Genomic DNA, 12,003 nt, shown 5'->3' with positions numbered 1-12,003 from the left:
ACAGCCGTATCTCACCAGATTTGGAAGTCTTTTTCAGAGTTTCCTTAGACGAGATCACACTCAGGTGCTAGCAAACGCTAAGGCGTCAGAGTCGGGCCTTATCGCATGAGTAAACTGCCGTCTGGCAGTGCTGTAGGTTCCGTATGTGCGCTGAGGCCCGCAAGATCCATCAAGGCCATCAGTTGGTGGCACTCAACAACGTGGTAACCAAGCCGGCTCGATGGGTTAAAGGAGCTTTCGCTAGTTGGGGCAGGGTGCTTCTCGGTCTAGAAGTCTGGCTGTGAGCAGTACGCCCAGCTCACTCAGTTGGTGAATGGCCAACGCAATATCACGGTGTTTGCCGGTCAGATCTTCGGACAGGTCAAGTAACAGGGTGCTGACCGAGGTGAAGGTTTCGTAGCTGTTGGTGATGAGAGTTTCGTTGCTGGCGTCGGGAGCGACGATGAAGAGCGCTGCTGGATCGTTAACCATTGTTAAGTTCCTTACTTGGGCCATGCCTCATCGCTACTAAACGAAAAGGCGGCAGCTGTACGCAGGTTAGTAGACCGGTGGAACCTAACAAAACCGGCGCGCCCTAGGGCGCCCTGCGCACAGCCACCATCAAGCGCAGACGGAGGCCGTCTGACGGTGATGCTCATGCACTTGTTAGGTTAAACCGTGGGCTACTAAACCCGATCACCGAAAAATTCAGCGACCGCGCAACCATAGATTCCACCACCCCAGCGCACAAGCCGGCGGATTCTGACGCAGGCGTAGGCAATCGGGCAACCCACTGCCCAGCTTTGGGAAATGTCCTAGGACACTGCCCTCACACCGTCACCACCACCTTGCCCACTTGCTGGTTCGCCTCCAAATACCGGTGCGCATCCTGCACCTCATCCAACGCAAACGTCTTCGCAATCACTGGCGCCAACGCGCCCGACGCCAGCCCGTCCAAGATGAACGCTTTAGCCCGTTCCAACGCAGCCGGGTCAGCGACGATCTCGGCGTACAAATACCCCTTGAGCGTCAAACATTTGCCCAACACGGTAAACAACGGAAACGGCGTCGGCTCGGAACTCAGTGCGCCGTACTCCAGCAAGATCCCGCCCTGGGACATGCTCTGGGTGAGGGCTTCGAAGCCCGGCCCGCCGATGGGGTCGAACACGACGCGGGCGCCTTTGCCGTCGGTGAGTTGCATCACGCGTTGCACCAGGTCTTCTTCATCACTGACGATGACGTGGTGGGCGCCGGCGTCGAGCAGGGCTTGTTGTTTGGCGCGGGTGCGGGTGACGGCGATGGCGGTGGCGCCGACGCTGCGGGCGATCTGGAAGGCGGCGAGGCCGACGCTGCTGGAGGCGGCGGTCACCAGTACGAAGTCGCCTTGGGTGAGTTTGGCTTGTTCGACCAGGGCGCCCCAGGCGGTGACGTATTGCATCCACGAGGCGGCGGCTTGGACGAAGCTGAGGTTTTGCGGGTGTTTGACGGTGAGGTGGGCGGGCACGTTGGCGACTTCGCCGTAGGTGCCCCAGCGGGCGATGTCGAGGGGTGGGATGACGCTGACGGCGTCGCCCACCTTCAGGTCGCTGACGTTGGCGCCGATGGCGGTGACTACGCCGGCGGCTTCGTAGCCGAGGCGGCTGGGGAATTCGGCTTCTTGCAGGTAGGCGTGGTTGCGGAACATCACTTCGGCGCGGTTGAGGCCGAAGGCTTTGACGTCGATTTGCACTTCATCGGCGGCGGGGGCGGGTACGTCGATGTCTTCGAGTTTCAAGACGCTGGCGTCGCCGTAGGCGTGGAGTCGGACAATGCGTGGCATGGGGAAGCCTCAATGTTGATCGATAAGACGTTCAATTTAGGCTTGGGAAGGCGTGGGATAAAGGCCTAGGATGGCGCAACACTAGAAACAACGGGTTTCCAATGGACCGCCTTACCTTGATGGCCACGTTCGTCAAAGCCGTGGAACTGGGCTCGTTCAGTGCGGTGGCGGATGAGTTGAACCTGTCGCCGCAGTTGATCGGCAAGCAGGTGAAGATGCTGGAGCAGCACCTGGGTGTGTCGCTGCTCAACCGCACGACGCGCAAGCAGAGCCTGACGGATTTTGGGCGCACGTTTTACCAGCGCGCCAAGCTGATTTTGGCCGACATGGATGCCGCCGAAGAAATGGCCGCCGTCACCCGTGGCGTGCCCAGTGGGCGCTTGCGCATCAATGCGCCGGTCACCTTTGGCGTGAGCACCCTGGCGCCGCGTTTGCTGGAGTACATGGTCAAGTACCCGCAGGTGTCGGTGGACCTGACCTTGTCCAACGAGCTGATCGACCTGGTGGAAGACGGCTACGACGTGGTGTTCCGCATCGGCGAGCTGGCCGACAGCGGCCTGACCGCCTTGCCCCTCAAGCCTTATCAGATGGTGTTGTGCGCGGCGCCGGCCTACCTGGCGCGGCGGCCGAGCATCACCAACCCTTGGGATTTGCAGGAGCATGAATGCCTGGCGTTTGCCTATTCGGATGGGCGCTCGCACTTGCAGTTCGACGGGCCGGAGGGGCGGGTGGAGGTGCCGATTACAAGCCGTTTGACGATTAATCAGGGCGACCCGCTGCTCTCGGCGGCGGTGGCCGGGCTGGGTGTGGTGTTGTTGCCCCAGGAGTTGGTGAACGACGCGCTGCGCAAGGGCACGTTGGTGGCGTTATTGCCGGGTTACAGTGTGCCGGTTTTGCCGATGAACTTGCTGTACACGGCGGGTCGGCAGGTGACGCCGAAGGTGCGCAGTTTTGTGGAGTTTGTAAAAGGGGTGTTGGGGCGGTGATCAAGGGGGCGGGCCAGCGTCAGAATGGCTCGCCCCCTTTTCTGTTACGGCAGCACCTTGGCGATGGCGTCAAACGCGACCATGTCGTCGATCACTTTGCCGCCCGTGGGTTGGGTCTGGGCCTGCCACACCACGATCACCACGTTTTTGGTCGGGTTGATATAGACGTACTGGCCAAAGGTGCCGGCGGCGGTGAAGGCTTTGTCGGCCTTGGACGCGTCGGTCCAGCCCGGCCACCACATGGAGGCGAACTCGCCGTAGGCGCCATCTGAACCGGTGACCGCGCTGGCGAAGCTCAACCAACCTTCCGGCAATACTTGCTTGCCACCGGCCTTGCCGCCGCTGAGTACGAATTGGCCGAAGCGGCCGTAGTCCTCAAGCGTCGCGCTGATGCCGCTGCCGCCGACTTCGTTGCCGTTGGCGCCGTCGAGCCACCATTTGGCATCGGTCTGCATGCCGTAGGGTGCCCAGATTTTTTCGCTGAGGTATTGGGTGAGGGGCTTGCCCACGGCGGCGCTGACCAGTTGGCCCAGCACTTGGGTTTCGCCGGTGCTGTAGTTGGTGCGGGTGCCCGGTGGCGCGGCGGTGGAGAGGGTAGCCATGAACTTGAGCAGGGAGCCGGTCACCTGCTCGCTGCGCAGTTGGATCAGGTGGCGTTCGTCGGAGGTGGGGTCGGTGTATTGCTCGTTCCACTTGACCCCGGAGCGCATGGCCAATATCTGCCGCACGGTGACCTGGTCGTAGGCGCTGCCGGCCAGGGCGGGCAGGTAGTGGGTGACTTTGTCGTCCAGGCTTTTGATCGAGCCGTCCTGAAGGGCCGCGCCCACCAGGGTGGAGGTGACGGATTTGGCCACCGACATCGACATCCAGCGGGTCTCGGCGGTGTTGCCGTGGGCGTAGCGCTCGTCGACGATCTTGCCGTCCTTGAGCACCAGCAGCCCGGTGACGCGGTTGGTGGTCACGTAGTCGTCGAGGCTGTAGTGCTTGCCTTTGAAGTCGAAGGCCACCGGAGCCAATGGCTGGTTGCTGCGCGGCAGCGGGAACGGATGACCGCCAGCCTTGATGGTGCGCACCGGGAACAAGCGGTCGGTATTGCGGAAGGTGGTCACCGCCAGTTCGGGGCTGAGTTTGCCGTCGTAGATGGCCTGCACGTCGCCAATCGGTTCCTGGGCATGGGGATGGGGCGGGGACGCGCAGGCGGACAGCGACAGCGAGAGTGTTGCGGCGCCCATCAACACGGGTAGGGCGCGGCGCTTGAAGCGCGGGAGCACGGGCATAAGAACCTCTTTGTTATTGTGGGTCGGTCTTAAGGGCTGCTGCACGTCAGCGACGCTGGCATGCCGGAGCCAGCATGCGGTGGGTGATTTTTTTTGGCGCGCGGGATCGGGCCGGTTGATGCGTGGGATTGGGACAGGGGGAGGGATTTGGGCTTTTTGATTTTTCCTATTTTTGCCATTGGGCTGGATGAACCTGTCGCCCTCGACCGGAGGAGGCTATGGGTCGTAGCAGCCCTTCACGATGGGCCACTACGGGGCGGGCTCAATCTCTGGAGGTTTTCATAAAGACAGTACGGCCATCAACAGAGTATTTGGTCTTTACGCCTGCTCAGTGATTGTATCAGGGATATTCAAGTGTTCAGAGATCTTTGAAAGTGTGTCGTGAATGTAAATTTGTCCTTGTATTTGAAGGATCATGATTGTTTCGATAGAGGCTGAATTCTTGTGGTCATTTACTAGATATGAGCTTGGGTGGACGATCTTTGAGAACAGTTTGTACAAGCTCTTATGCTCGTCGGTTGACTCTAGATCCTTTGCTACTTGGCCCGCTGAGGCAGGTGTTTTTATTTCAGGGAGCTCATATTTTTTTCTAAGATCCTTTAGTCTGTTGATTTCCGTAGTTAGTATTTTTCTTTGCTGAGGCAAGTCCGATGCTGTGTGGATGCTCAATATGCCTTCCAGTACTTGGATTTTATCTGTTATAGCTTCTGAGTTCCAGTTGTTGAGGTTTTCTTTACTTTTAATGATTGAGCGAGTTGTGAGATTTAATTCGTAAAGATTGCGAGTGGCTAGTGCTAAAATTGAAATGTGATTGCCAATGGATGTATGAAAAATGTTTGCGCATTGTGAGTTTGCAGATAATAGATTTAGAAGCGCAATGCTTTCATCATTTCTGATGCAGTTAGCATCTACCCAGTCCATCATCAACGCGATTTTATCTTGAAGGTTTTCTAGCGCGAGTTTCAGATCACCTTCGCTGCCCGAGGTAACATAATCTTTAATCGGTAGGTTGTTGTACATGCGCGTATCCTTAAGCTGTTTTAGTCGCGGCGGGCCATCAGTTTTTGATAGATGTGCACCGCACTGTTTTCCTGCACTGATTGGTTAAATTACTCTTGCGAGGCAAAAGTACTTTTGAACCTATAGGTGACTTTATAGTGAAGGCTCATAGTCAACCCAGCGAACAAAATTGGCTGTGACAAATTTATCTTCAACTTGTGCGCGCATTTCTCTTGGCATGAATAAGCATGTTGCCTTCATTTCATTGTAGAAACACATATCTACAATGTGTTTTATTCTGTTGTTGTCGTGGCTTTTAGTTCTGTAAAAGAATATCTCTTGGTTGTCGCCAGTTGAGAAATTAGGGTCTATCATGATTTCATTAATTGTTGTAATGCTGGCTCCGTCATCAGTTTCCAGCGTTCCCAGGAAATGAGGTAGTACCAGTACCGCACCCTCCCACTGTATTCCTTTGTCGTAGAAAAGAACGCCGCGAGCGACAGCAGCCAGAAAGTTTCCGATGCGTTCGTAGTTGCTTTTTAGCTCAATGTGGTTCTGAGGGTTGTGCCAGTCGACATTAGTCAAGTAGGGCTGTCCGTCGACTTTTGGGACTATCTTTATCTGATCAGTATATTCGCTTAAAAAATGGGGTTTTCGGAGGATGGTTTTGACGGTTTTATCAATGTGTGGGCGAAGCTTTTCATAGTCGAGGCCTTTTGCACGCGCAGCAAAATAGACCATCATATATTGATCGTCGCCAGATTTATTTGAGTTGTGCAGGTCGCAAGAGGGCACCTTCATTAAGTTGATTCTGTAGTTTTTCTTTGTGCCTTTCGGGAATAGGCACTTTGGAGGTACGTGCTCTAGAGTTTTAGAAGGGGCATTGCAGTAGTAGCATAGTCTATTCATTACTTCCGTCCGATGGATGTTATATGTTACAGGTTGTTCATGGTTTGAGGGGGGGCTCGGTTTGATCTGTTTGTATTGTGTTTTCTTACGTGAGTTCTTTTGAGGGGGCCCACATGTGCGCTTCCCGGCACACAATTTTGCTCAGCCTCGCTGTCAAGGGCTGTCTGTATCTAGATAGGATTACGTCTGTGAGGGAGTGGTGTCAATATGGTGTCACTGTGTATTGCCCAATGATGGTGGTAGTAGGTCAAAAGCAGCCCCTCTCCCTCGAAACAGGTCTACCATGCCCACCCCGGCAGTGGTTCCACGCGCTACCGATCTCCCTCTTGCAAGGTATCGCCCATGTCCATTGACCAGATCTCCCTCCCAAAAGGCGTAGGCCCTCACGCCACCAAGCTCCTCGACGCCATTACCGGCGCCGCCACCTATGAAGAACTCAATCGTGCTGGCGGCAAGGCCGAAGGCTTTGTGCTCGGGCTGGAAGCCACCAAGGCGATCAAAAGCCAGATCGCCGAGTCGCTGTATGTGGCCTACGACGACGCGGCAAGCAACCGGGCAACGGAATTGAAGGGCTAGGCGCTAGCGCCGAACCGGTTTCCTCGGGTCCGGATTGAACGGCCTGAGTCACTGTTGCCAAGCGGGCGCCGGCAAGTTGCTGCGGCAGGCGCACCAATGCACCGGTGTGGGGTTATTGATGTCGCCCCAGCCCTTGGCTTCATAGGACGCCATGATCTCGCTCAACCGCCAGACGTCACCGGCGCCGGCGATCAACTGCGTGTGAGGCGGCGGCGTGGGGTTGATCGTCAGCGGCGGGTTGGTGGAGTCCAGCAACCAGTAATCCTTCACCAGCCCGCCTCGGGACACGACGTTAGGGGCCAGGCGCGGGTTCATCGACGCGGGGTCGGCTTCGATCCGGCCCGCCACGTTATCGCGGATGGGAATGCCGTCGGCGGTCCAGAAATACAGCGTAAACCCCCTCGGTAGTGCAAAAGGCGGGAACCCGTCCCCGCAGGCCAAGCCATGTCCCGACAATACAATCGCCATGATGATTCCCCGCTCGTTCAAGGTGTGCCGAGCGCCCCTTCGCAGGAGGGCGCGAGTTGAATTCAGAACGTTCGGGGTGGGGGGAATATTCCAACCGCTGGCAAAAATAGCGAAGAAACCTTGTCATGAGGGTGCGCTACAGTAGGGGCCTGACGCTGGCCCGATAGAAAGGAACGCCCATGACATTGACCGTCGACGATTTGCTCAGCCTGGCCATGGCCAACCCCATCAACGCCGAAATCACCGCGCGCCTGCCTGACCTCGGGGTAGACCAGTGCTTTCTCACGGCGGGCTGCCTGTTCCAGGCGGTGTGGAATCATCAGTCGAATTTGCCTGCGGCCCAGGGCGTCAAGGACTACGACGTTTTCTATTTTGATACCGACTTGTCCTACGAGGCCGAAGACGTAGTCATCCGGGCGGCCGAGCGGTTGTTCGAGGACCTGGGCGTCAATGTCGAGGTAAAGAACCAGGCGCGGGTGCACCTGTGGTATGGCGAACGCTTTGGCCGGCCTTATCCGCAGTTGCACACGGCCAAACAGGGGATTGATCGTTACCTGGTGGCGGGTACGTGCATCGGCTTGGAGGTTGCGACGGGCGAGTTGTATGCGCCGTATGGGCTGGAGGACGTGGCGCAGGGCGTGCTGCGCATCAACCCGCTGCATCCGGAACCTGAGTTGTTTATGCACAAGGCCCGCAGTTATCAGGCGCGCTGGCCTTGGCTGCAAATAGTGGAACCCTGAATGGCGGTGAACTTTTACCCGCGTCCTGCACGTCCAAGCTTGAAACGCCCAGCCAAGGACCGACTATGACCTTCTTCATCTTCCTGCTCGCCTGCGCCGCCGCTGCCAGTACCGGCATGCTCTTCAAACCGGGGGCCTGGTATGAATCCCTGGTCAAGCCCAGCTTCACGCCGCCCAATTGGCTGTTCCCGGTGGCGTGGACGATTATCTACCTGCTGCTGGCCTGGGCCGGTTACCGCCTCAGCCTGATTCCGGGCAGCCAAACCGTGTTGGCGCTGTGGGCGGCGCAGATTGCGTTGAACACCTTGTGGACGCCGGTGTTTTTCGGCGCCCATCGCATCCTCGCCGGGATGGTGATTCTGGCGGTGTTGTGGCTGACCGTGGCGACGATGGTGGTGCTGGCGGTGCAGTTGGACCTGATCACCGGCTTGATCCTGTTCCCGTACCTGGCGTGGCTGTGTGTGGCGGCGGCGCTGAACTTCTCGATCCTGCGGAATAACCGCTGATGGCCGTTAAAGCATGGCCCGCCAGCGATCCCGAACGGGCCGAGATGCGGCGCTTCAACCAAAAGCTCGCCTGGCTGCCGCGCTTCAAGATCCGCAATCGCGTCACGCCGCGTTTGATCCAGGCGCTGTTGCGGGTCAGTCAAACGATCAAGAAAGCCCCTCTGGCTGACACCCACTACGTCGACACCGTCCCCGTACGCATCCTGCGCCCCAGCGGCAAGCCCAAGGGCGTGGTGCTGGATATCCACGGTGGCGGCTGGGTGATCGGCAATGCGCAGATGGATGACGACCTCAACCTGGGTATGGTCAACGCCTGTGACGTGGCGGTGGTGTCGGTGGATTATCGGCTGGCGGTCGACACGCCGGTCGAAGGGCTGATGGACGACTGCCTGGCGGCGGCGCGGTGGCTGCTCACCACTGAGGAGTTTGCCGGCTTACCGGTGATCGTCGTCGGCGAATCGGCCGGCGGGCACCTGGCGGCGGCGACCTTGCTGGCGTTGAAGCAATGGCCAGCGCTGCTCCAGCGGGTGAGCGGGGCGGTGTTGTATTACGGCGTCTACGACTTGACCGGCACACCCAGCGTGCGCACAGCGGGGCCCGACACCTTGTTGCTGGACGGGCCGGGCATGGTCGAGGCGCTGCGCCTGCTCACGCCGGGGTTGAGCGACGACGCGCGACGCCAGCCGCCGTTGTCACCCTTGTATGGCGACTTCGACGGCTTGCCGCCGGCGTTGATGTTCGTGGGTGAGCTGGACCCGTTGAAGGATGACACGCTGCTGATAGCCGAGCGATGGCCGGGGGCGGAGGCGCATTTGCTGCCGGAGGCGGCCCATGGGTTTATTCATTTTCCGGTGGCGATGGGGGCGAGTGTGCTTGCCTACAGCCGCCGGTGGATCAGTCAACGCGTCGGTGGGGGAGTACTCAATCTTCCTTCATCCGGGTAACCTTGCGCTCCCCCCATTCAAGCCAAGGACAGCACGTGAAGGTTCTTCAAGGATTCATCGGTCTATCGGCGCTTTGCCTGCTGGCCGGCTGTGAGCAAGTCACCGAGAAAACCCTGCGTTTCGACGTGCCCTACGGCTACTTCGAGACCGCCTGGCGCCAGGACGTTACCGGCAAGGGCCAGTTGACGTGCAAGGTGACCACCGACACCCAGGACCGTGGCGAGAAGTGGGTGCCTTCGGTCATCCTTGCGGCCGCCGAGGATGCGGCCGAAGACGATACGTTGTTTCTTTCCAGTTATTCGCCGGCCGGTACGGACCAGCGCATTTTCAACCTGCGCACGTTCAACAAGGCCAAGCCGGTGATTGATACGGCGATTCATCAAACCCTCGACCAGAACGGCGTTTATACCCTACGCCTGACCTGGCAAGCCGATGGCGCTATCGGTTACCAGATCGAGAACGGGGGTCAGTGGGAAGAGAAGCAGCTCGTCCAGAAGCCCGGTTTCCGTGTGCGTCATGTGAGCGTGCATGCGTCGGGCATGAAGGGCAACGCGGTGTGTGAATTGCGCCAGTGACGGGGTTGAGACTTCGCGCATTCGCCGCCTGAAATGCGCGCTTGTTTTTTTTACAATTGCCCTCAAATTGACAGTACGCCAACCTGCCATTTGGGACAGTTCATGCAGTGCACTTTTGACCCGCCGAACGGATTTACACCGACTGTACAAGATAGCTTGCGAGCCATGGCCAGCAAGGCTTTTGACGCGTGCAAATTGCAGTTCTCCAGTCGTGATGACCATGCCCTGCCACACTGTCGGTTTCATTTGGGCGGCTTTGTAGGCAATACCGGTGATATCTCGGGCATTCACCTCACCTTTTCCGATGAGAAGCATCTGTCCGATCTGACAGCTGCCGCTTCTACGCTGGAGCAACTGATCCACCATGAGCTGGTGCACTTCTTCCAAATACATCTGTGTGGTCGGGAACCTTTCGAGTATCTGCCGAAATGGTTTTATGAGGGCATGGCCGTCGCCTTTTCAGGCCAAGGGCTGATTGCCCGCAACAGCCACATGGACACGGACTACCGGCGGTTCGGCGGCAAGTCGGGTTGGGAGCGTTTCTACCTGATGAACCAGCATCGGGACTTGGACTTCAGCAGGCCACCCTTCGATGCACTCTATGACTCATGGGGCGCGTTGTTCATCTTTGCCGTGTCTGAGCAGCCGAACATTTTTCCGAACCATGCGGTGGCCGGTAGCGACGGTTTCCTGCAGGCAGCCGTGGGTGATGCCGAGCGCGCCAAGGCCATTGCCATCCTTGAAACAGCGGCCTCTTCAGGTTTCGAGGCAGCGCTCAAAAAGCACACCCACAGAGCGCAGATGCTGGAGAGCGACTTCCGTGAATTCCTGGCGCCTGACTGACAGGTGGAATCGCCAACGGGCACGCTGTGGGAGGGTGATTTGACGCTAAAACCCAGCATTCACGCGGCCACCCTCACCGATATCCCCGAGGTGCTGGCCTTCACTTTACAAGCCCGCGCCGAGCTGTTTCCCAAGCTCAGCGCAGCCGGCGTGCCTGCCGACCTGGCGAACTTTGAATCCACCTACCTGCAGGGCGATGGCCAATTCCTAATTGCCCGCCACGGGGGCACAATCGTGGCCGCTATCGGCTATCTGCCCTACGACCATCGATTTGCTCAGTTGGATTATCACGCGACCAAAACCGTAGAGGTGGTACGCCTGTTCGTGCTTCCGGCGTTTCGGCGTGGCGGATTGGCCGGTCAGCTGTATCAAGCGTTGAAGGCGTTGGCCAAACAGAACGGGGTCGGTGCGCTCTACCTGCACACGCATCCCTTCCTGCCGGGTGCCATCGATTTCTGGGTGCGCCAAGGCTTCAGCGTCATCGACATCGAAGCCGACCCTCTCTGGCAGACCACCCACATGGAATACCGCTTCGCGCCGACGCCTTGAGGTTCTAGCAGGGAAAAATCCTACGAATCAGAAGGATGAAGCCTAACTATCCCGCTGCTCCTTCCCTTGATCATCCATGCCCTTCGGCGTTTTTCAGCCGCAACGGATGGCACTCACAGGGGAAAGGAGGCGGTATGTATCGCGCGTTAGTGGTGGATGACCACCCGTTTATCCGGGCATCGGTCAAAGCGTTGCTGGTCGGACTGGGCTTTGGCGTCGTGTGGGAAGCCGGCAACGGTGTACAGGGGCTGCAATGGGCGAGTGAGCGGGCGCCCGACCTGGTGATCCTGGAAATCCTGCTGCCCGACCTGGATGGGCTGGAGGTGATTGCCCAACTGGCCCACCTGGCTCCGCCGTGCAAGGTGTTGGTACTGACCGCGCAATCGGCGCAGTGCTACGTCACCCGTTGCCGCAAGGCCGGTGCGGCGGGCTTTTTGTCCAAGTGCGATGCGTTGGATGAGCTGGTCAAGGGCGTCAAGACGCTGATGGATGGCTATACCTTTTTCCCCGACCTGGCCACTCACGCGGTGCGGCGCGTGGATGTGCAAAGCACGGACGGCGAGTTGATCGCGCGGTTGTCCGAGCGTGAGCTGAGCATTTTGCAGCAGTTGTCCTTGGGTCTGAGCAACAAGCAGATCGGTGAGGCGCTGCGGATCAGCAACAAGACCGTCAGCACCTACAAGACCCGCCTGATCGAAAAACTCAACGTCAAGTCGGTGGTGTACCTGGCGGAATTTGCCCGGCGTAACGATTTGGTGTGAGGTTTTGCGTGGGAAATTTCCTACAGCTTGGCGGGAAGGAAGCTACGGGTTAGGTGATGTCCAGTGCCGATA

General features: G+C 58.3%; 15 protein-coding genes. 9 read left to right on the top strand and 6 right to left on the bottom strand.

Translation table 11 applies throughout. From position 1 onward, the window contains the following. Positions 1-240 precede the first annotated feature (240 nt). Positions 241-471 carry a DUF6124 family protein gene (locus H096_RS05220; RefSeq protein WP_033897144.1) on the bottom strand — a complete coding sequence of 77 codons (231 nt, stop codon included), beginning with the start codon at positions 469-471 and terminating at the stop codon, positions 241-243. Positions 472-808: 337 nt separating this feature from the next. Then, on the bottom strand, positions 809-1,798 hold the full coding sequence (locus tag H096_RS05215; protein ID WP_033897143.1) for a zinc-dependent alcohol dehydrogenase family protein: 990 nt from the start codon (positions 1,796-1,798) through the stop codon (positions 809-811). Between the two features lie 101 nt (positions 1,799-1,899). Here H096_RS05215 and H096_RS05210 point away from each other — a divergent pair, with 101 nt between their 5' ends. Then, a complete protein-coding gene (locus H096_RS05210; protein WP_033897142.1) occupies positions 1,900-2,784 on the top strand; it encodes a LysR family transcriptional regulator in 885 nt (294 codons plus the stop codon). 44 nt (positions 2,785-2,828) lie between these two features. On the opposite strand, the gene H096_RS05205 is transcribed toward H096_RS05210, so the two are convergent. The 3 genes from H096_RS05205 to H096_RS05195 form a co-directional block, all read right to left on the bottom strand. Then, entirely contained in the window at positions 2,829-4,061 is a 1,233-nt protein-coding gene (locus H096_RS05205) for a serine hydrolase domain-containing protein (RefSeq protein WP_033897141.1), read from the bottom strand. Between the two features lie 318 nt (positions 4,062-4,379). Beyond that, positions 4,380-5,081, bottom strand: a complete 702-nt coding sequence (locus tag H096_RS05200; RefSeq protein WP_033897140.1) for a DUF5677 domain-containing protein — start codon at positions 5,079-5,081, stop codon at positions 4,380-4,382. 132 nt (positions 5,082-5,213) lie between these two features. Next, positions 5,214-5,861: a hypothetical protein gene (locus H096_RS05195; RefSeq protein ID WP_033897139.1), complete on the bottom strand. Its 648-nt coding sequence runs from the start codon at positions 5,859-5,861 to the stop codon at positions 5,214-5,216. Between the two features lie 450 nt (positions 5,862-6,311). Between H096_RS05195 and H096_RS05190 the strand changes: the two genes are divergently transcribed. Beyond that, entirely contained in the window at positions 6,312-6,545 is a 234-nt protein-coding gene (locus tag H096_RS05190; RefSeq protein ID WP_033897138.1) for a hypothetical protein, read from the top strand. Between the two features lie 48 nt (positions 6,546-6,593). On the opposite strand, the gene H096_RS05185 is transcribed toward H096_RS05190, so the two are convergent. Next, positions 6,594-7,013, bottom strand: a complete 420-nt coding sequence (locus H096_RS05185) for a putative adhesin (protein ID WP_033897137.1) — start codon at positions 7,011-7,013, stop codon at positions 6,594-6,596. 179 nt (positions 7,014-7,192) lie between these two features. Between H096_RS05185 and H096_RS05180 the strand changes: the two genes are divergently transcribed. From H096_RS05180 to H096_RS05150, 7 genes are all read left to right on the top strand, one after another. After that, complete coding sequence (locus H096_RS05180; RefSeq protein ID WP_033897136.1) at positions 7,193-7,753, top strand: nucleotidyltransferase family protein; 561 nt, start codon at positions 7,193-7,195, stop codon at positions 7,751-7,753. Between the two features lie 65 nt (positions 7,754-7,818). Next, positions 7,819-8,259, top strand: a complete 441-nt coding sequence (locus tag H096_RS05175; RefSeq protein WP_033897135.1) for a TspO/MBR family protein — start codon at positions 7,819-7,821, stop codon at positions 8,257-8,259. Next, positions 8,259-9,203, top strand: coding sequence for an alpha/beta hydrolase fold domain-containing protein (locus H096_RS05170; RefSeq protein ID WP_033897134.1), 945 nt, complete (start codon positions 8,259-8,261; stop codon positions 9,201-9,203). The genes H096_RS05175 and H096_RS05170 overlap by 1 nt, the downstream gene beginning before the upstream one ends. Positions 9,204-9,238: 35 nt before the next feature. After that, complete coding sequence (locus tag H096_RS05165) at positions 9,239-9,778, top strand: hypothetical protein (protein ID WP_051421948.1); 540 nt, start codon at positions 9,239-9,241, stop codon at positions 9,776-9,778. Positions 9,779-9,943: 165 nt separating this feature from the next. Next, positions 9,944-10,621: a hypothetical protein gene (locus H096_RS05160; protein ID WP_033897133.1), complete on the top strand. Its 678-nt coding sequence runs from the start codon at positions 9,944-9,946 to the stop codon at positions 10,619-10,621. A gap of 39 nt (positions 10,622-10,660) precedes the next feature. Further along, the gene (locus tag H096_RS05155) at positions 10,661-11,170 is read left to right on the top strand and encodes a GNAT family N-acetyltransferase (protein WP_051421947.1); all 510 of its coding nucleotides are present in this window, start codon (positions 10,661-10,663) and stop codon (positions 11,168-11,170) included. A 134-nt stretch (positions 11,171-11,304) separates the two neighbouring features. After that, positions 11,305-11,931, top strand: a complete 627-nt coding sequence (locus tag H096_RS05150) for a response regulator transcription factor (protein WP_033897132.1) — start codon at positions 11,305-11,307, stop codon at positions 11,929-11,931. Positions 11,932-12,003 lie beyond the last annotated feature (72 nt).

The sequence above is a fragment of the Pseudomonas sp. FH1 genome (assembly GCF_000510895.2).
Lineage (GTDB): Bacteria > Pseudomonadota > Gammaproteobacteria > Pseudomonadales > Pseudomonadaceae > Aquipseudomonas > Aquipseudomonas azotoformans_A.
Note: the sequence above shows the minus strand (reverse complement) of the source record. Positions and strands in the feature narration are given on the sequence as shown.

Coding starts and splice junctions, on each gene's coding strand:
- H096_RS05205 (WP_033897141.1), bottom strand. CDS start 4,061: ATGCCCGTGCTCCCGCGCTTCAAGCGCCGCGCCCTACCCGTGTTGATG.
- H096_RS05170 (WP_033897134.1), top strand. CDS start 8,259: ATGGCCGTTAAAGCATGGCCCGCCAGCGATCCCGAACGGGCCGAGATG.
- H096_RS05210 (WP_033897142.1), top strand. CDS start 1,900: ATGGACCGCCTTACCTTGATGGCCACGTTCGTCAAAGCCGTGGAACTG.
- H096_RS05215 (WP_033897143.1), bottom strand. CDS start 1,798: ATGCCACGCATTGTCCGACTCCACGCCTACGGCGACGCCAGCGTCTTG.
- H096_RS05150 (WP_033897132.1), top strand. CDS start 11,305: ATGTATCGCGCGTTAGTGGTGGATGACCACCCGTTTATCCGGGCATCG.
- H096_RS05190 (WP_033897138.1), top strand. CDS start 6,312: ATGTCCATTGACCAGATCTCCCTCCCAAAAGGCGTAGGCCCTCACGCC.
- H096_RS05220 (WP_033897144.1), bottom strand. CDS start 471: ATGGTTAACGATCCAGCAGCGCTCTTCATCGTCGCTCCCGACGCCAGC.
- H096_RS05160 (WP_033897133.1), top strand. CDS start 9,944: ATGGCCAGCAAGGCTTTTGACGCGTGCAAATTGCAGTTCTCCAGTCGT.
- H096_RS05180 (WP_033897136.1), top strand. CDS start 7,193: ATGACATTGACCGTCGACGATTTGCTCAGCCTGGCCATGGCCAACCCC.
- H096_RS05200 (WP_033897140.1), bottom strand. CDS start 5,081: ATGTACAACAACCTACCGATTAAAGATTATGTTACCTCGGGCAGCGAA.
- H096_RS05175 (WP_033897135.1), top strand. CDS start 7,819: ATGACCTTCTTCATCTTCCTGCTCGCCTGCGCCGCCGCTGCCAGTACC.
- H096_RS05195 (WP_033897139.1), bottom strand. CDS start 5,861: ATGAAGGTGCCCTCTTGCGACCTGCACAACTCAAATAAATCTGGCGAC.
- H096_RS05185 (WP_033897137.1), bottom strand. CDS start 7,013: ATGGCGATTGTATTGTCGGGACATGGCTTGGCCTGCGGGGACGGGTTC.